This window comes from Geobacter sp. 60473, from assembly GCF_036323535.1.
GTDB classification, from domain to species: Bacteria; Desulfobacterota; Desulfuromonadia; order Geobacterales; family Geobacteraceae; genus Geobacter; species Geobacter sulfurreducens.
In genome coordinates, this window is sequence record NZ_AP028967.1 from 110,001 (window position 1) to 128,398 (window position 18,398).

Annotated in this window: 17 protein-coding genes, 1 tRNA gene and 2 rRNA genes (1 of these 20 only partly in view); 16 read left to right on the forward strand and 4 right to left on the reverse strand. The window is 58.5% G+C overall.

Features of this window, described 5'->3' with window-relative positions:
* Nucleotides 1-2,204: ribosomal RNA gene (locus tag AABA48_RS00565) — 23S ribosomal RNA — on the forward strand; it begins 754 nt to the left of the window's first position.
* A 106-nt stretch (nt 2,205-2,310) separates the two neighbouring features.
* Nucleotides 2,311-2,427 (forward strand): 5S ribosomal RNA (gene rrf, locus AABA48_RS00570).
* Nucleotides 2,428-2,486: 59 nt separating this feature from the next.
* Here the strand turns inward: rrf and AABA48_RS00575 are convergent.
* Entirely contained in the window at nt 2,487-3,233 is a 747-nt protein-coding gene (locus AABA48_RS00575; RefSeq protein ID WP_286351649.1) for a HesA/MoeB/ThiF family protein, read from the reverse strand.
* 72 nt (nt 3,234-3,305) lie between these two features.
* The gene (rpoH, locus tag AABA48_RS00580; protein ID WP_286351650.1) at nt 3,306-4,160 is read right to left on the reverse strand and encodes an RNA polymerase sigma factor RpoH; all 855 of its coding nucleotides are present in this window, start codon (nt 4,158-4,160) and stop codon (nt 3,306-3,308) included.
* Between the two features lie 285 nt (nt 4,161-4,445).
* Between rpoH and AABA48_RS00585 the strand changes: the two genes are divergently transcribed.
* From AABA48_RS00585 to rplI, 14 genes are all read left to right on the forward strand, one after another.
* Nucleotides 4,446-5,519 carry a branched-chain amino acid aminotransferase gene (locus AABA48_RS00585; protein ID WP_286351651.1) on the forward strand — a complete coding sequence of 358 codons (1,074 nt, stop codon included), beginning with the start codon at nt 4,446-4,448 and terminating at the stop codon, nt 5,517-5,519.
* A gap of 102 nt (nt 5,520-5,621) precedes the next feature.
* A complete protein-coding gene (locus AABA48_RS00590) occupies nt 5,622-5,786 on the forward strand; it encodes a hypothetical protein (protein WP_286351652.1) in 165 nt (54 codons plus the stop codon).
* A gap of 106 nt (nt 5,787-5,892) precedes the next feature.
* Complete coding sequence (gene clpB / locus AABA48_RS00595) at nt 5,893-8,490, forward strand: ATP-dependent chaperone ClpB (RefSeq protein WP_286351653.1); 2,598 nt, start codon at nt 5,893-5,895, stop codon at nt 8,488-8,490.
* A gap of 156 nt (nt 8,491-8,646) precedes the next feature.
* On the forward strand, nt 8,647-9,435 hold the full coding sequence (locus tag AABA48_RS00600) for a polysaccharide deacetylase family protein (RefSeq protein WP_286351654.1): 789 nt from the start codon (nt 8,647-8,649) through the stop codon (nt 9,433-9,435).
* A 75-nt stretch (nt 9,436-9,510) separates the two neighbouring features.
* Nucleotides 9,511-10,350 (forward strand): 4-(cytidine 5'-diphospho)-2-C-methyl-D-erythritol kinase, encoded by an 840-nt coding sequence (gene ispE, locus AABA48_RS00605; protein WP_286351655.1) that lies wholly within the window; start codon nt 9,511-9,513, stop codon nt 10,348-10,350.
* Nucleotides 10,351-10,405: 55 nt separating this feature from the next.
* A tRNA-Gln gene (locus AABA48_RS00610) sits at nt 10,406-10,480 on the forward strand.
* A 65-nt stretch (nt 10,481-10,545) separates the two neighbouring features.
* Complete coding sequence (locus tag AABA48_RS00615) at nt 10,546-11,490, forward strand: ribose-phosphate pyrophosphokinase (protein ID WP_286351656.1); 945 nt, start codon at nt 10,546-10,548, stop codon at nt 11,488-11,490.
* A 39-nt stretch (nt 11,491-11,529) separates the two neighbouring features.
* Nucleotides 11,530-12,114, forward strand: a complete 585-nt coding sequence (locus AABA48_RS00620; RefSeq protein WP_338270773.1) for a 50S ribosomal protein L25 — start codon at nt 11,530-11,532, stop codon at nt 12,112-12,114.
* Between the two features lie 33 nt (nt 12,115-12,147).
* Nucleotides 12,148-12,729, forward strand: a complete 582-nt coding sequence (pth, locus tag AABA48_RS00625; protein ID WP_010941324.1) for an aminoacyl-tRNA hydrolase — start codon at nt 12,148-12,150, stop codon at nt 12,727-12,729.
* A gap of 41 nt (nt 12,730-12,770) precedes the next feature.
* Nucleotides 12,771-13,865, forward strand: a complete 1,095-nt coding sequence (gene ychF / locus AABA48_RS00630) for a redox-regulated ATPase YchF (RefSeq protein ID WP_286351658.1) — start codon at nt 12,771-12,773, stop codon at nt 13,863-13,865.
* A gap of 145 nt (nt 13,866-14,010) precedes the next feature.
* Nucleotides 14,011-14,364 (forward strand): 30S ribosomal protein S6, encoded by a 354-nt coding sequence (gene rpsF, locus AABA48_RS00635; RefSeq protein WP_286351659.1) that lies wholly within the window; start codon nt 14,011-14,013, stop codon nt 14,362-14,364.
* 20 nt (nt 14,365-14,384) lie between these two features.
* Nucleotides 14,385-14,696: a 30S ribosomal protein S18 gene (gene rpsR / locus AABA48_RS00640; protein ID WP_286351660.1), complete on the forward strand. Its 312-nt coding sequence runs from the start codon at nt 14,385-14,387 to the stop codon at nt 14,694-14,696.
* Between the two features lie 12 nt (nt 14,697-14,708).
* A complete protein-coding gene (locus tag AABA48_RS00645; RefSeq protein ID WP_286351661.1) occupies nt 14,709-15,653 on the forward strand; it encodes a YybS family protein in 945 nt (314 codons plus the stop codon).
* Between the two features lie 20 nt (nt 15,654-15,673).
* Nucleotides 15,674-16,120: a 50S ribosomal protein L9 gene (rplI, locus tag AABA48_RS00650; RefSeq protein WP_286351662.1), complete on the forward strand. Its 447-nt coding sequence runs from the start codon at nt 15,674-15,676 to the stop codon at nt 16,118-16,120.
* 214 nt (nt 16,121-16,334) lie between these two features.
* On the opposite strand, the gene AABA48_RS00655 is transcribed toward rplI, so the two are convergent.
* Nucleotides 16,335-17,192 carry a cytochrome C gene (locus AABA48_RS00655; RefSeq protein WP_286351663.1) on the reverse strand — a complete coding sequence of 286 codons (858 nt, stop codon included), beginning with the start codon at nt 17,190-17,192 and terminating at the stop codon, nt 16,335-16,337.
* Between the two features lie 264 nt (nt 17,193-17,456).
* Entirely contained in the window at nt 17,457-18,347 is an 891-nt protein-coding gene (locus AABA48_RS00660) for an RluA family pseudouridine synthase (protein ID WP_286351664.1), read from the reverse strand.
* Nucleotides 18,348-18,398 lie beyond the last annotated feature (51 nt).

The following is an 18,398-nucleotide window of genomic DNA, read 5'->3' on the forward strand; positions in this document are numbered from 1 at the left end:
AAAGGAAGGTAACACTTCGTGGAGGCCCGAACCCACTGGCGTTGAAAAGCCAGGGGATGAGGTGTGGATAGGAGTGAAAGGCTAATCAAACTCGGAGATAGCTGGTTCTCCCCGAAATATATTTAGGTATAGCCTCGTGAAGTAAGTAGTGGGGGTAGAGCACTGAATGGGCTAGGGGTCCTACCAGATTACCAAACCCAATCAAACTCCGAATACCACTAACTGTTATCACGGGAGTCAGACTGCGGGTGATAAGATCCGTAGTCAAAAGGGAAAGAGCCCAGATCGTCGGCTAAGGTCCCAAAATCCATGCTAAGTGGAAAACGATGTGGAAATGCCCAGACAACCAGGAGGTTGGCTTAGAAGCAGCCACCCTTTAAAGAAAGCGTAATAGCTCACTGGTCGAGTGGGTCTGCGCGGAAAATGTAACGGGGCTCAAGCATGGTACCGAAGCCACGGGTTGATACCTTAAGGTATCAGCGGTAGGGGAGCATTGTGTAAGCCTGCGAAGGTCGACCGCGAGGACGGCTGGAGGTATCACAAGAGATTATGCTGACATGAGTAGCGAAAATGCGGGTGAGAAACCCGCACACCGAAAACCCAAGGGTTCCTCAGTAAAGGTAATCTGCTGAGGGTTAGTCGGTCCCTAAGGCGAGGCCGAAAGGCGTAGTTGATGGGAAACAGGTTAATATTCCTGTACCACTTGTCGCTGCGATGGGGGGACGGAGAAGGGTAGGCGATCCGGGTGCTGGACGTCCCGGTTCAAGCGTGTAGGCGGGAAGAGGAGGCAAATCCCTTCTTCCATACAACGCCAAGGCGTGATGACGAGGGGGTATCCCCACAAAGTCGTTGATCCCATGCTTCCAAGAAAAGCCTCTAAGCTTCAGGCGGCAGGTGACCGTACCGTAAACCGACTCAGGTGGGTGAGGATTAATGTCCTAAGGTGCTTGAGAGAACACTGGTTAAGGAACTCGGCAAATTGACACCGTAACTTCGGGAGAAGGTGTGCCCTCACTAGGTGTAGCGATTCGCACGTGAAGCCGAAGAGGGTCGCAGAGAAATGGCGGTAGCGACTGTTTACTAAAAACACAGGACTCTGCTAAGTCGCAAGACGATGTATAGGGTCTGACGCCTGCCCGGTGCCGGAAGGTTAAGGGGATTTGTTAGCGCAAGCGAAGCTTTGAACCGAAGCCCCGGTAAACGGCGGCCGTAACTATAACGGTCCTAAGGTAGCGAAATTCCTTGTCGGGTAAGTTCCGACCTGCACGAATGGCGTAACGATTTCCGCGCTGTCTCAACCAGTGGCTCAGCGAAATTGAATTCTCGGTGAAGATGCCGAGTACCCGCGGCAAGACGGAAAGACCCCGTGAACCTTTACTACAGCTTGACAGTGACATTCGGAATAGCTTGTGTAGGATAGGTGGGAGGCTGTGAAACCGGGACGCCAGTTTCGGTGGAGCCACCCTTGAAATACCACCCTGGTTGTTTTGGATGTCTAACCCAGGCCCGTCATCCGGGTCGGGGACACTGTCTGGTGGGTAGTTTGACTGGGGCGGTCGCCTCCCAAAGCGTAACGGAGGCGCGCGAAGGTTCCCTCAGGCTGATTGGAAACCAGCCGTAGAGTGCAAAGGCATAAGGGAGCTTGACTGCGAGACAGACACGTCGAGCAGGTACGAAAGTAGGCCTTAGTGATCCGGCGGTTCTGTATGGAAGGGCCGTCGCTCAACGGATAAAAGGTACTCCGGGGATAACAGGCTGATCTCCCCCAAGAGTTCACATCGACGGGGAGGTTTGGCACCTCGATGTCGGCTCATCGCATCCTGGGGCTGAAGTCGGTCCCAAGGGTTTGGCTGTTCGCCAATTAAAGCGGTACGCGAGCTGGGTTTAAAACGTCGTGAGACAGTTTGGTCCCTATCTGCCGTGGGCGCAGGATACTTGAGAAGAGCTGTCCTTAGTACGAGAGGACCGGGATGGACGTACCTCTAGTGTTCCAGTTGTTCCGCCAGGAGCATTCGCTGGGTAGCTATGTACGGAAAGGATAACCGCTGAAAGCATCTAAGCGGGAAGCCTCCTTCAAGATTAGGTATCCCCGGGACGCAAGTCCCCTGAAGGCCCGTTGTAGACCACAACGTTGATAGGCCGGGTGTGTAAGCGCAGCAATGCGCTCAGCTGACCGGTACTAATCGGCCGTGAGGCTTGACCATAATTTACTTCCGAGCTTTATTCATACGGGGGTGGCAACGCCACCCCCACCATCTACCCCATACAATCTCGATCAATGCAATTGACTTAGATACATTTATACCGTTTCTCGGTGGCTATGCCGAGGGGGTCACACCCGTTCCCATCTCGAACACGGAAGTTAAGCCCCTCTGGGCCGATGATACTGCACGGGCAGCTGTGTGGGAAAGTAGGTCGCCGCCGGGATTTTTTCCAAACCCCCTGATCCTTTGCCGATCAGGGGGTTTCTTACGTCCGCAGCTCCGCTACTGTCCGCAGGCCACGCAGCCCGAACGCCGGCCTACCACTACCTCTCTAAATCGCAACGCCTGGCTGTCGTACGTCAGCAAGCGTCCCGTCAGCAACTCCCCGACTCCCAACACGTGCTTCAATGCCTCCGTCGCCTGCAACGCTCCGATTACCCCTGGTAATACTCCCAATACTCCCGCTCGGGAACAGGCGGTTGCTATCTCCGGCGATGGCTCTTCCTCGAAGAGGCACCGATAGCATGCTGACCGGCGGGGGTGCACTGTCATGGTCTGTCCGGCGTAGCGCAGGATACCCCCGTGTGAAAACGCTTTGCCCGCCCGGACGCATGCATCGTTGATCAGGAACTTTGAGGCAAAATTGTCGGTGGCATCGATGACAAAGTCATACTCGATGAGTATGGTTTGAAGCATGGTTTCGTCTACTCTCACGGGGTATGTTCGGACTTGGATGTCGGGGTTCAGTTCACACATCGCGTCCCGTGCCGATTCGACTTTGAGGTGGCCGATACCGGCAGTGGTGTGGAGTATCTGGCGCTGAAGATTTGAGAGTTCGACACGGTCCGAGTCGGCGATGCCGATGGTTCCAACCCCGGCGGCTGCCAAGTAAAAGGCCGCCGGTGAGCCGAGACCGCCGGCGCCGATTATGAGCACTTTACCGTTAAGGAGTTTTTCTTGCCCTTCCGGGCCTACTCCCTCAAGAATGAGATGCCGAGCATATCGCTCCTGTTGGGCACTTGTAAGCATGTGGTTCCCTCGGATGTAGTGTAAAAAAAGCCCCACCCGTTCGGAGGTGGGGCCGTGAGTGCGACGAAGCGGTCAGACCGGTCGCGTCTCTGCGATAATAGGTATGAGATATGATTTGACTTTACGGAGAGCAGCCTCTTCAATTTGGCGCACACGTTCGCGGGAGATCGAGAAGCGATCGGCGATCTCCTGAAGGGTGAGTGGAGAATCGGCTGTCACGCGCTGCTCGACGATAAAGCGCTCCTTCTCGTTAAGCTTACCGAGAGCTCCGGCTATATGCTGCTTGAGCAACTCGGACTCTTGGAGTTCTGCTAGAGTGTCCTCTTGGTTCTGTCGCTCGTCGGCCAGCGTTTCCAGGATGGTGAGTCCGTCGCCGTCCTTGATTTCTGCGTCGAGGTAGAAGTCGCCGCGCATCCTCTGGTCCATTTCGAGGACTTCGGATTCTTTCACGTGGAGCGTGGTCGCTGTTGCTTCGATGTCGTCCGTGCCTGTGAGCCCCTTGATCGCGTTTTTGGCTTGATTCAGCTTGAAGAACAGCTTCTTCTGGGCCTGGGTGGTGCCTATCTTCAGGAGGCTCCATGCCGAAACAATATGGTTCTGGATATATGCGCGAATCCACCAGACCGCATAGGAGATGAGGCGTATCCCTTTGTAGGGATTGAATTTACGTACTGCCATCATCAGGCCGACGTTGCCTTCCTGAATGAGGTCGAGCATTTTCAATCCATAGGAACGATACTCGAATGCGATCTTGACAACGAATCTAAGATTCGATGTTATGAGAGAGTGGGCCGCTTCCAGGTCCTTGTCCTCGTAAAATTTAACTGCAAACCGGTATTCCTCCTCAGGAGTAAGGACAGGGAATTTTCTGATTTCTCTCAGGTAGACGGTCAGGCTATCCGCTACAACAGGCAAGCTCATCGACATATGCGCGCCTCCCATCGTGATGTTATTAGCACTCGATGTGTTTGAGTGCTAATAATGTAGCAGGGAGAGTGTTAAAAATCAAGCAGGTAGGCAACCCATTTCTTTCTCGATGGATGAAATTCCTGTGGCGTATGATGGGACGCAGGGCGCCTCCGGCGGAAACACCGTGAGTGATCGGCCTCACGGCTCGCAGCGCAAAACATCTTGCCGCGCCTGGGATGCTGTGATAAACCGATTTATATAAACTGAGCCGACGCTTGGCGCCGGTTAACGGAGGTCCTGAAGATGGAAATCAGAGTTGCACCACTTCCCGCTGAACAGAAGAAACAAAAAGCCACTGACGAAACAGCGCTGGGCTTTGGTCGTCTTTTTACCGACCGGATGCTTGTTGCCGAATGGAAGGTCGGGCAGGGCTGGGTCGATGCGCGGATTGAGCCCTATGCTCCGTTTTCACTGGATCCTGCGTGTGCGGTATTTCACTATGCCCAGGAGATTTTTGAAGGACTCAAAGCGTATAAGTGGCCGGATGGTTCCATTGCGCTTTTCCGGCCGGAAATGAATGCCCGTCGCTTCAATCATTCAGCCGAGCGTCTCTGCATGCCCGAGGTGCCGGAAGATCTTTTCGTCGGTGGCATCGAGCAGTTGGTGTCGCTTGAGCGCGACTGGATACCGGCTTCCGAGGGGACTTCCCTGTATATCCGGCCCGCCATGATTGCCGTGGAACCGGCTCTTGGCGTGAAGCCTGCCGATCATTACTACTTTTTTGTGATTCTTTCGCCGGTGGGCGCCTACTATGCCTCGGGGTTCAATCCGGTAAAAATCATGGTGGAAGACCAATATGTCCGCGCCGTGCCCGGCGGTACCGGTGAAGCCAAGACAGGCGGCAATTATGCCTCGTCGCTCAAGGCCGGTCTTGAGGCGAAGAAAAAAGGGTTTGACCAGGTCCTCTGGCTTGACGGGGTCCACCGTCGCTACATCGAGGAGGTTGGGGCGATGAATATGCTGTTTGCCTACGGCAAGACCATAGTCACCTCGCCTCTCACGGGCACCATTCTGAACGGCGTTACCCGCGACTCGGTTCTGAAGCTGGCAGCGAGCCGCGGTTACACCATCGAAGAGCGGTTGATCGACGTGAACGATCTCATGGCCGATATTCGTGCCGGCAAGGTAACCGAGGCATTCGGCAGTGGCACTGCCGCTGTCGTCAGTCCTGTTGGAGTCCTGGCATACAAGGGCGAGAACGTTACGGTGGGCGACGGTGGCGTCGGGCCGATCACCCGGGAACTCTATGATACCCTTACCGGCATCCAGACGGGCCGGATTCCCGACACCTTCGGCTGGACCCGCAAGATTTCCTGATTGTGAGGGAAGGCGGCGGTAACGCCGCCTTCCTTTTTTTCATCACATTCTGTTACTATGGCACATGAGGAGATAGCTCCGGACACCCTAGCGAAGGTCACCATGAAACGGAAGCTCGAAGCCAATAAGCTCTGCCTTTCCTGCCGCCGCCCGTGCAAACAGGCCGCTGCGGTTGTCATATCCTCATGCCCCCGCTACTATCCCGGTCCCAAGATCAAGCGGGAGACCTGGAAACAGTTGGAGTTCGACCTTGTTTCGCCCCCCTAGCAGTCTGTCAGCGCCCATCCTACACCGAAAACCTTCTCTTGCCCGTCCTTGACTTCCTACCGGGGCGTGCCTATGTTTTCCTTGAAGCAGGAAAGGAGAACGCCCAATGATCAGACCTGAGAAAATGACCATAAAGACCCAGGAGGCCCTTGCCGGAGCCCAGCAACTGGCAGCACGGCAGGGTAATGGTTCCATCGAGCCGGAGCACCTTCTGGTCTCGCTCCTTGAGCAGGAGGGGGGGCTCATTGCCCCGATAATTCAGAAAGTGGGAGGGGGCCCGGCCGCACTGAGGAACGCTGCTGATGTGTTGGTGAAAAGGCTTCCTCAGGTGAGCGGGGCCACGGCCCAGGCCTATCTGTCGCCGGCCCTCAACCGGATTCTCGACGCGGCCCAGCGCGAAGCCGATGCCATGAAGGATGAATTCGTCTCCACCGAGCATCTTCTCCTCGGCTTCTTTGCCGAGCGGCAGTGCGCGGCAGCCCGGGCGCTTCTTGATGCGGGAGTCAGCCGGGATAACGTCCTGGCGGCCCTGATGGATATCCGCGGGGGAGAGCGGGTTACGGATCAGAATCCTGAGGATACCTATCAGGCCTTGGCCAAGTATGCCCGCGATCTGACCGATTTGGCCCGTCAGGGAAAGCTCGACCCGGTTATCGGCCGCGACGACGAGATCCGGCGGGTACTCCAGGTGCTGTCCCGGCGAACAAAGAACAACCCGGTCCTGATCGGCGAGCCTGGGGTGGGAAAGACCGCCATCGTGGAGGGGCTTGCGCAGCGGATCGTCTCCGGTGATGTGCCCGAGACCCTCAAGGATAAGCGGCTCGTTGCTCTCGACATGGGTGCGCTCATTGCCGGCGCCAAGTATCGCGGCGAATTCGAGGAGCGCCTCAAGGCGGTCATCAGGGAGGTTGCCAAGTCCGATGGCACGGTCATCCTGTTCATCGACGAGCTTCACACCCTGGTCGGGGCCGGTGCCGCCGAGGGGGCAATGGATGCGTCCAACATGCTCAAGCCGGCGCTTGCCCGGGGAGAGCTCCACTGCATCGGCGCCACGACGCTCAATGAATATCGCAAGTACATCGAGAAGGATGCGGCCCTTGAGCGGCGGTTCCAACAGGTCTATACCGGCGAACCGTCGGTTGAGGACACTATCGCGATCCTGCGCGGGCTTAAGGAAAAGTACGAGAACTATCACGGCATCAGGATCAAGGACAGCGCCATCGTCGCGGCCGCCACCCTGTCGGACCGCTACATCACCGACCGCTTTCTCCCCGACAAGGCAATCGACCTTATCGATGAGGCTGCCTCGCGCTTGAGGATAGAAATCGATTCCATGCCTACGGAAATCGATGAGGTGGAGCGGAGGATCATTCAGTTGGAGATCGAAAAACAGGCCCTGCTGCGGGAGAGCCAGGATCCCCACGCCCAGGAGCGGCTGAAAAAACTCGCCGACGAACTGGAGGAGCTCAAGGCCAAGTCGGCCGAGCTCAAGGGACACTGGCAGCGGGAGAAGGATATCATCGGCAGGGTAAGTTCGCTCAGGCAACGGCTTGAAGAGAAGAGGGAAGAAGCGAAGAAGGCCGAGCGCGAAGGCAACCTGGCCCGGACGGCCGAGATCCGCTACGGCGAGATCCCGGCCATTGAGAGGGAGATCGACGACAGAAGTGCGGAGTTGGAGGATATCCGCAAGGAAGGAAAGATGCTGCCGGAAGAGGTGGATGGCGAGCTGGTGGCCGAGATTGTCGCCCGGTGGACCGGCATTCCGGTTTCCCGCATGATGGAGGGCGAGGCGGACAAGCTGGTGCATATGGAGAACCGGCTGAAAACCCGAGTCGTCGGCCAGGATGAGGCACTCGTCCTGGTGGCAAACGCCATTCGCCGGGCCCGGTCCGGTCTCTCGGACCCCAATCGCCCTATCGGCTCGTTCCTGTTTCTGGGGCCTACCGGCGTCGGCAAGACCGAAACCGCCAAGGCTCTGGCGGAGTTCCTGTTCAACGACGACCAGGCCATCGTTCGCATCGACATGAGCGAGTACCAGGAAAAACACACCGTTGCCCGACTCATCGGCGCCCCCCCGGGCTATGTGGGATACGAAGAAGGGGGGCAGCTTACCGAGGCGGTCAGACGGCGACCCTATTCCATTGTCCTCTTCGACGAGATCGAGAAGGCTCATCCGGAGGTCTTCAATGTGCTCCTCCAGGTGCTGGACGACGGGCGGCTCACCGATGGGCAGGGCCGCACGGTCGATTTTCGCAACACGGTCATCATTATGACGAGCAACCTTGGTTCCCAATGGATTCAGCAGTACGGTTCCAGCGACTACGCACGCATGAAGGCCATGGTCACCGAGACGCTCAAGGAGGGATTCAAACCAGAATTCCTCAACCGGATCGACGAGGTCGTGATCTATCATGCGCTTCCCCTTGAGCAGATCAAGAAGATCGTCGATATCCAAGTGGAATATCTGAAGCAGCGACTCGCTGATCGGCGCATCATCCTTGAACTGAGCAACAAGGCCCGGGAATACCTGAGCCGCGAGGGCTATGACCCGGCCTACGGTGCCCGGCCCCTCAAACGGACAATCCAGCGAAAGATCCAAGATCCGCTGGCCCTGGCGCTTCTGGAAGGAAAGTTTCAGGAAGGGGATACGGTCAGGGTCGATCTGTCCATGTCGGGGGAGGAGCTTGTCATCACAAAGAAATAGCTTCGCTGTCGATTTGAGCGCACCAGCGGGCTTCATTCCTGAAGCCCGCTTTTTTTGTTTCAGGGTGCATCGAGAGGCGTTACTATCGGCAGTATCTGACTGGGCGAGGTGATCAGCGTGACGGCACGACGGATATGTAAGATAGCAAGGGCATTAGTGGCAGTCATTGTTCTGCTTGCCGTGAGCCGGCCGGTGACAGCGGTCGAGGCGGGAGAGGGAGGCGACGGCGGGTATGCCGCCCTGCGGCAGCGTGTGGTTGAGCGATTTGCCGGACGAACACCGACCCAGTGGGGCGAACGGGTTGCAGGTGTCATTACGCATCTTCGGCCTGGCACCAATGGGGTTGCCCTTACCCTGGACGCCTGCGGAACCGCCCGGGGCAAAGGGATTGACAGCCGCCTTATCGCCTTTCTGGAGCGGGAAGGAATCCCGGCAACCCTGTTTGTCACTGGTCGCTGGATAGAGGCAAATCCTGGCGAGTTCCGGCGACTGGCCGCAAACCCTCTGTTCGAGATCGCCAACCATGGCGACCGGCATCGCCCTGCCTCGGTCGCGGGGCGGTCGGCCTACGGTATTGCCGGCACGGCCGATGTCGCCGCACTGATTGACGAAATAGAGCTCAATGCGCGCCGCATCCAGGACGTGACCGGTCGAAGACCCCGATTCTTCCGTTCCGGGACCGCCTACTATGATGAGGTTGCCGTGGAGGTCGCCGGTGTTCTTGGACATCGGGTGGCCGGCTTTTCGGTTCTGGGTGATGCCGGGGCAACCTTCTCTGCCGAGCAGGTCCGACGGGCGCTGCTGGCGGCGACACCTGGTGATGTGGTTATACTCCATATGAATCATCCGGAGAGCGGAACCGCCGCCGGCGTTGAGACTGCAATCCCCCTGCTGCGGGCCAGGGGGCTGCGGTTTGTGACTCTCTCGGAGGGGATGGGTGACTGAGGCGATTTCCCCTTGCGTTACCCGTGCTTTTGCTTTACAAAAAAATCTTTCCATTTTTCCACAGGTGGATGCGACGTGAAGAAGCTGACGCTCAAGGCCCCGGCCAAGGTCAATTACCGCCTCGACGTTCTGAGGCGGCGCCCCGACGGCTACCATGATTTGCGGATGATCATGCAGCGGATCGATCTCTGTGACGAGATAGAGATCAGTCTCACGGACAGGCCCGGCATTCGGGTGGTCTGCGGTCGCGAGGGGGTGCCCGACGGGCCCGGCAATATTGCCTGGCGTGCCGCTGACGCCCTGCTCGCTCTGTCCGCCGACAAGCCTGGTATTGATATCGCCATAACCAAAAAAATCCCGGTGGCGGCCGGTCTGGGCGGCGGAAGCAGTGACGCTGCGACGGTGCTCATGGGGGTGAACGAGCTGCTGGGACTGGATCTGCCCGAAAAGCGTCTCCGGGAGATCGGCGTCACCCTCGGCGCTGACGTGCCGTTTTTCATCTTCGGCCGGACAGCCCTGGCCGAAGGGATCGGCGAGGAGCTGACCGCTATCGACGGAGTGCCCGCCGCCTGGATTGTGGTGGTCAATCCCAATGTTCCCGTCTCGACGGCATGGGTCTATCAAAATTTGCAATTGACAGGTGAGGCCGCCAGGGTTAAAATTCCCTGTTTCTTCGAGAATGTCTCGGATGTCTGCGCGATTCTCTCCAATGACCTTGAATCGGTCACTATCCCCCGGTATCCGGTTATCGGCGAGATCAAGCGTGAGCTTCTCGCCGCCGGGGCGCTCGGTTCCCTCATGTCGGGAAGCGGGCCGACGGTTTTTGCACTCTTCGAGGAAGAGGACGCAGCCGTTCGCGCCGCTGAGACGATGCGCGCGCGGAGTTGGTTCGCCGCAGCGGTCAGGACAATCTGAGCGGAGTCGTGCCGGGTCCGCGGAAACCCGTGCAGGCACGGCACATACGACACGTTGGGGTGTCGCCAAGCGGTAAGGCACCGGATTTTGATTCCGGCATTCCAAGGTTCGAATCCTTGCACCCCAGCCACTTTACCCACTCATTTCCATCCGGCTCGTCCGATGGAAATTATTTTTTGTGGCAAGGCAGCGGTCATGAATCAGAAAATCAGGGTGTTCAGTGGCAATTCCAACCGGAGCTTGGCGGAAAGCATCTGCGCCAACCTGGGACTCCCCCTCGGCAAGGCCAACGTCAAGACCTTTTCTGACGGTGAGGTCATGGTGGAAATCGGTGAAAACGTCCGTGGACGTGACACCTACGTGGTGCAGTCCACCTGCGCCCCCACCAACAACAATCTCATGGAGCTCCTCATCATGATGGATGCTCTGAAGCGGGCTTCAGCGGCCACCATCACAGCGGTGATCCCCTATTACGGCTACGCCCGGCAGGATCGCAAGGTCGCGCCCCGAACACCCATTACGTCCAAGCTGGTGGCCGATCTGATCACCACCGCCGGAGCGGACCGGGTGGTAACCGTCGACCTCCACGCGGGGCAGATTCAGGGGTTCTTCAATATCCCCGTTGACAACCTCTACGCCGCACCGGTCATCCTTGAGCACCTCAAGCAGCGTTTCCCCGAGAACTCCATCGTGATGGTTTCCCCCGATGCCGGAGGAACCGAGCGGGCACGGGCCTTTGCCAAGCGTCTCGGTTGTACGCTGGCTGTCATCGACAAGCGCCGGACCGGACCCAACGTGGCCGAAGTGATGCACCTCATCGGCGATGTGACGGATAAGACGGCCATTATTCTCGACGACATGATCGACACGGCAGGAACTCTCACCCAGGCCGCCCGCGCGCTCAAAGAGCACGGCGCCAAGACCATTTATGCCTGTGCCACCCACGGCGTCCTTTCCGGCCCGGCCATAGAGAGGATCAACAATTCCGATATCGAAGCGGTAGTGATAACCGACACGGTTCCCCTTGGCGACAAGGAGCAGCAGACCGGCAAGGTAAAGGTGCTGTCCGTGGCCAATCTTCTTGCCGAGGCAATCCGGCGGATTCATGAGGATGAATCGGTAAGTTCGTTGTTTGTGTAATCGGCGACCATAACGTAACGACTGATACTGGAGGATGTAATGGAACAGAAAACGATGAGCATAGAACTGAGAGAGAAGAACGGCAAGGGCGTTGCCCGTAAGCTCAGGGCTCAAGATGTTGTGCCCGGAGTGGTTTACGGCAAGGGGATCGCGCCGGTTTCCGTCAAGGTTGCTGCCAAAGATCTCGCCGCAGCCATCGCCGGCGAGGGAGGCGTCAACAGCCTTATTACCCTGGCGGGAGGAGGCAGCCTCAGCGGAAGCATCGTCATCGTTGCCGACATCCAGCGCAATCCTCTTAAGGGCGATTTCCTGCACGTGGACTTCCTCCGGATTTCGCTTGACGAAAAGGTGAAGGTGCATGTGCCCGTGGTCGCAGTCGGAACCTGCGCCGGCGTCAAGGAGGGCGGCATGCTGGAAGTGGTGACCTACTCCCTTGATGTTGAGTGTCTTCCCACCGCGATTCCCGAGGCCATCAACGTCGACGTCACCAATCTCGCCATTGGCCACGCCATTCACGTGGGCGGGCTCGTTCTGCCCGCAGGGGTCAAGGTGCTCAACGACCCCGAGACTCCAGTGGTGAGCATTCACGGAAAGGCAAAGGAAGAAGCTCCTGCGGCGGAATAAAGCCGCCGCAGGGCTTCACGCCGCGTCGACCACATGGCAACAAAACTGATCGTCGGGCTGGGGAATCCCGGCCCGAAATACCTATGGACCCGCCACAACGCGGGTTTCATGGTTTTAGACCGCCTTGCCCACGCCATCGGTGCATCGGTTACCAGGAAGAGCTTTTCCGGTGTCTTCGGCGAGGGGGCCTGGCACGGTGAACGGCTTCTCCTTCTCAAGCCCCAGACCTACATGAATCTTTCCGGACGCTCGGTGGCCGAGGCGCTCCGTTTTCATAAGCTTCCGCTTTGCGACACCATCGTGATTCATGATGATCTCGACATTCCCTTTGGCCGCGTAAAGGTCAAGGAGGGGGGGGGACACGGCGGACACAACGGCCTCCGCTCCCTTGTCCAGGAGCTTGGCGGAGCAGGCTTTGTCCGGGTGAGAGTCGGGATCGGCAGGCCGGTCCATGGTGACGTGGTGAATTACGTTCTGACCAATTTCAGTCAGGATGAAATGGCGGATCTTGCCCACCTGCTCGACGGCACACTCGACCTCCTGGAGTCGCTCTTGACTGCCGGACTTCCCAAGACCATGAGTCTGTATAACAACAAGGATCTTCTGGCTCCCTGACAGCAAAGGGGGGCGGATATCCTCCCGAAGGAAGGACACACATGGGTTTCAACTGCGGAATCGTGGGACTCCCCAACGTGGGAAAGTCGACCATCTTCAATGCTCTTACCTCGGCGGGGGCCGAGTCGGCCAACTATCCCTTCTGCACCATCGATCCCAACGTTGGCATCGTGCAGGTCCCGGATGTACGGCTTGACCGGCTGGCGGAGACCGTCAGCCCCGAGCGCATCCTGCCGACCACCATCGAGTTCGTCGACATCGCCGGCCTGGTCAAGGGGGCCAGCCAGGGGGAGGGGCTCGGCAACCAGTTTCTCGGTCATATCCGCTCCGTGGACGCCATTGTCCACGTGGTGCGCTGTTTTGAGGACGAGAACGTGGTGCACGTGAGCGGCAGCGTTGATCCCTTGCGGGATATCGACATCATCCAGACCGAGCTGGCACTTGCCGATCTTGACAGCGTCGACAAAAAGCTGCAGCGCGTCGAAAAGCAGGCGAAAAGCGGTGACAAGCGGCTTAAGGAAGAAAGCGAATTCTACGCCCGCCTCAAGGCGGCCCTGGAGCAGGGGATCCCTGCGCGCCACACCCAGGTGGCCGACGAAGAGCTCCCCTGGCTGCGGGACCTCCATCTGCTGACCGACAAGCCGGTGCTCTACGTGGCCAATGTGGCCGAGGACGACCTTGACGGAGCGCACCCGGCGGTGGCCAAGGTGCGGGAGCTGGCCGAGCGGGAGGGGGCGCGGGTGGTCACCATCTGCGGCCGGATCGAGGCTGAGATCGCCGAGCTGGAAGGTGATGAAAAGCGGGTGTTCCTCGAGGAGATGGGGCTTGCCGAGTCGGGGCTTGACCGCCTGATCCGTATGGGCTACGAACTGCTCGGGCTCATCACCTATTTCACTGCCGGCAAGAAAGAGGTCCGGGCCTGGACGATTCCGGCCGGTACCAAGGCGCCCCAGGCAGCAGGCGTTATCCACACCGATTTTGAAAAAGGGTTCATTCGGGCAGAAGTCATTGCCTACGCCGACTACATCGCGGCGGGCGGCGAGTCCGGGGCCAAGGAAAAAGGGCTCATGCGGCTCGAAGGCAAGGAATACGTGGTTCAGGATGGTGATGTCATGCATTTCCGGTTCAACGTCTGACCGGCGCGCCATTACGGAAATGCGGCATATTCCCCTTGAACTTCAAGGCGTTTTGTAGTACACAATTACTTTTCCACTGCAGCTCAGGCTGCAACTCCTTGCTCCGGCTGAAGCCGGGGCTACCAAACCGTGAGGAGGAAGTAGAATGGTCAGGATGTATGAAACAATCGTGATCGTCCAGCCGGAACTCGGCGACGACGAGCTCAAGGGGCTCACTGCCAAGGTGACGGACATCATCGGCTCCTTCAAAGGGGTTCTTCACCGCCTTGAGGACTGGGGTGTCAGAAAGCTTGCCTATCCGGTGAAAAAGAGTGCGCGGGGTCGGTATTACTACATCCGTTTCGACGGCGACGCACCTCTTATCGCCGAACTGGAACGGCGCCTGCGTCTTGATGACAAGGTGCTGCGCTATCAGAGCGTGAAGCTTGAAAAAGAGGCCGCCGCTCCCGCACCGAAGGCCGCGCCCGTCGAGAGCGCTCCTGCAGTCGAAGCCGAATAAGCATACGGAGGATCACATAGATGAGCGAAGAAAGAACCGAAAGACCTGAAAGAACCGAGCGGCCCGAAAGACCTCAGCAGCGGAGCGGCGGCCCGAGAAAGAGAAGGCCGTTCCAGCGCAGGAAGGTATGCCGCTTCTGCGCGGACAAGACCCTGGTGATCGACTATAAGGATCCCCGCGTCCTCCGTTCGTTCATTACCGAGCGCGGCAAGATCGTTCCCCGCCGCATCTCCGGCAACTGCTCCGCCCACCAGCGGGAGATCTCCGAGGCGATCAAGCGGGCCAGAAACATTGCCCTGATTCCGATCGCGTCGACCCACGTCATCGCCTAAGCGTCACGGGAGATGGAGAACAGTCTCAGGAGCACCCTGCTCGATATCGTTAAAGGGTGTATCGCAACGGCGGCGCTCTTCATCGCCTACCTGGAACTTCCGGTCATCGGCATGCTTGCGGGGGCGGTAGTACCGCTCCCCGCCCTGCTCTATGATCTCAAGCGGGGCAAATGGTCCGGTCTGGCTATTGTGCTGGTCTCAGCGCTCATATTCATGCTGATTGCCGGCCCCGCAGGAGCCCTCCTGTACGTGTTGCAGGCGGGCATTTTCTCCCTGGCATTGCCGCGGTTCCTCACAATGGGTGGGGGACCTGCACGGGCTCTTGCATCAGCCGTGGCCGTGACGGTGGCAGTCATCACCGTCGCAGCGATCGGCTATGGGATCACCCGTGGCGTCACCGTCGAGGGGCAAGTCGCCGAGTCGCTGCAATCCAGCATATCCCAGGCGATTCAACTCTATGAGAAGAGTGGCGTGAGCGGTACCGATCTCGACGAACTGCGCGAGGGTATGGAGCAGGCAGCCAAATCGCTTGCCCAGCTCTATCCGTCGCTTTTTGTCGTGGGGATTGCCATGGCCGGCGGGCTGAACCTGCTTCTGCTCCAGCGGTTCGGGCGCCGGGTGGGCCTTGCGGTGCCCGGAGGCTCCTTCGGGAAATACCGGAACCCTGATCATCTGGTCTGGCTGCCGATTTGCGCAGGGTTTGCCCTGCTGGTCAGCCACGACGCGGTGACGACTATTGCACTGAACGTGCTGGTCCTGACCGGGTTTCTCTATTTCATTCAAGGCATGGCGATCATCATTCATCTGTTCGACCGTCATGCCGTACCGGCATTTCTGAGGTACCTGCTGTATTTTCTGCTCTTTGTACAGGCGTATCTGGTCGTAGCGGTGGCGTTGTTCGGACTGTTGGATCTCTGGGGCAACTTCCGCAGACCGCGAATCCCAACAAACCTGTAAAACAGGCTAGGAGGAAAGACATGAAAGTCATTCTGAAGGAAAACGTAGAAAATCTCGGCCACATCGGCGACATCGTCAAGGTTGCACCCGGCTATGCCCGAAATTATCTGATCCCCCGCAATTTCGCCATCGAAGCAACCGAAAAGAATGCCAAGGCCCTCGAGCACGCCAAGCGTCAGCTGGATTACAAGCGCAACAAGGTCCTCGAGCAGGCCCGGCTGCTTGTCGCCAAGATCGAAGGGCTGAGCCTGAGCATTTCGCACCAGGCAGGGGAAGAGGGCAAGCTCTTCGGTTCGGTTACCAACATGGAGCTTGCTGAGTTGCTCAAGGCCCAAGGGGTCGAAATCGACCGGAAGAAGATCGTGCTCGCCGAGCCGATCAAGCACGTGGGCGAATTTACCGCCGTGGTAAAGGTTCACCCGGAGGTTGCCGCCAACCTGAAAGTCGTAGTGACCAAGGCGGAATAACAAAACGCCTGATAACCAGCAGACGAAACGGCCTCCTTGTGGAGGCCGTTTTTTTTGTGCCCCAGGCGCACAGCAATCACCTGGTTGCCGTGTGTGAGGGGGGGGTGCAGCGGTGCGAGGAGGGTGCGGGGCCGTCCATCCCCCGATCAAACGCAAAGAGGGCCTGCGCCCTGTTCGGATGCAGGCCCTCTTTGCGTTTCACTTCGGACGAAGCTTACTTCTTCTTCTTGTCTTTCGCCGGCGCGGCCTTGGCGGGTTCACTCTTTGACTGGGCGGACCAGTGGTTCAGGTCGTGGGCGATGCTGTGGCAGTCGCCGCAGTTTCCGAACTTTGCCATCATCGGAGCGGGGTGCGGAGTGCCGTGGCAGCTCTGGCAGGTCGGAACCATCTTATGCTTCTCCTGGTGGCAGTACACGCAGGCGAGTGACTTGTGCTTGGCGGTGCTGGCGCTCAGGAGGTCGACGGCTTTCTTGTGGCAGGCGCCGCAATCCTTGTTGGGCACTTCTTTGCCGTAGGCAACGTTCTTGGGCATGTGAGCCTTGTGGCACTTCTTGCAGTCTGCCTGGGTCTGCTCGGCATAGTGCGGCTTGTGGCACTGGGTGCATGCCGGGATTTTGCCGTGAACGTTGTGGCAGGTAGAGCAGTAGAGGTTGGTGTGCTTGCTCTTGAATTCCTTGAGCTGCGAGATCTGCTGGGAGTGGCAGGTCAGGCAGGGGTCGGTGATGTTGCCCGACAGAACGATGTTGAGCGGAGTGTGGGGATTCGTGTGGCATCCCATACAGTTTGCCAGCTCATAGTGCTTTTTGCCGCTGTGGCACTGGCTGCACTGGGGAATGTTGTTCTTGGACTGGGGACGGTGGCCGGCATGGCAGTCGAAACAGGTGATCTTCTTGTGGCCTGCACCGGCGCTGGCCACGTCTGCCGGTGGCTGGATGTGGCACTTGACGCAATCGTCCTGCACCAGTTTGGCGGCGGGCTGAGCAGCCTGGGAGTCGAGCGTTCCCAGGCAGAGCGTTGCAGCCAGGGCCAGGGCCGACACGGCAACGAGCCTGATACGTCGTACAGCGTTCATCGTTCCTCCTTTGTGCGTTTTGCACGAATAGTATGTGCTCCGCTTCCGGACGGAAGAGAGCGTGAGTCGCGGGAATATCCCGGAGCAAACCGATAGAAAAGCGGGGAGATTATGCCATTTCTGGGGGGTTCAGTCAATTAGAAAAAAGTAATTCAGTGGGGGCTGAACTTGTTGAAATTGCAAGGGAATAACGTGAAGTGGACTTTGTGGTCACATGCTCGGTGTTCTCTGATTGAAAAAGGGTTACGGGCGGGGGTGCCCGGCTCAGTCGGGACGATTGGCGATTTCTCTCAGGAGATCGTGCCACACAAAGGGATCCCCTGCCGGCAGGTACTGGATGAAGGCAGGAGGAAGCGGTGCGTGGACAATCAGTTTTCGGCCGGTCACGGGATGGATGAGGGCGACCCGAAAGGCGTGAAGGAGATGGCCCGGGTAACCCGTCAACGGGGTTCCCCGGTAGCGGCGGTCACCTCGCACCGGATGGCCGATGGCGGAAAGATGCTTGCGGATCTGGTGCATTCGTCCGCTGATGGGAATGATGAGGGCGAAGGAGACGGCCGTATCCCGGGCGAGGGTACTGAATTCCGTGTGTGCGTCTTTCCCGTCCAGGGGGGTATCGATCGTGCCCGCGTCGGGCAGGCTGCCGTCGGTCACTGCCAGGTAGAGTTTGTCGAGGCCCTCTTCCTTGACATAGCGTCCCAGCATGCCGGCGCTGGATGAGCTCTTCGCCAGGATTGTCGCTCCGGACGTTCCGCGGTCCAGGCGGTTGACCGGACGCAGCTTCACCGCGGTGCCGCGCCCGGCCATGAAGTGTTCAGCCAGTTCGACCAGGTTTGCCTCGCCGGCCTCGGCTGTGCGATGGACGGGCAGGCCGGCGGGCTTGTTGACGATAACGCAGTAGTCGTCTTCCCACAGGATGTCAAGTTGGGGCTTGGCGGCGGCAAGGAGTTGGCGGGTGCGGTCGCTTTCCTTGATGGTTGCAGTGTTCCCGGCGACAAGGAGGGTGTCGGGAGCGACGGCTCCGCCATTGATCTTCAGGTGTCCGGCCGATATGAGTTTCCGGAGGTAGGCTGAGGGGGCTGCGGGCAAGAGGTTGCGCAGAAAACTTTCGGCGCTTCGGCAATGGTCGATGTCAGTGATCCGGTAGGTGAGCATGGGAGCGAGTATACTGGGCCGCGTGCGGGCATGCAAGGTAAACGACAGCGG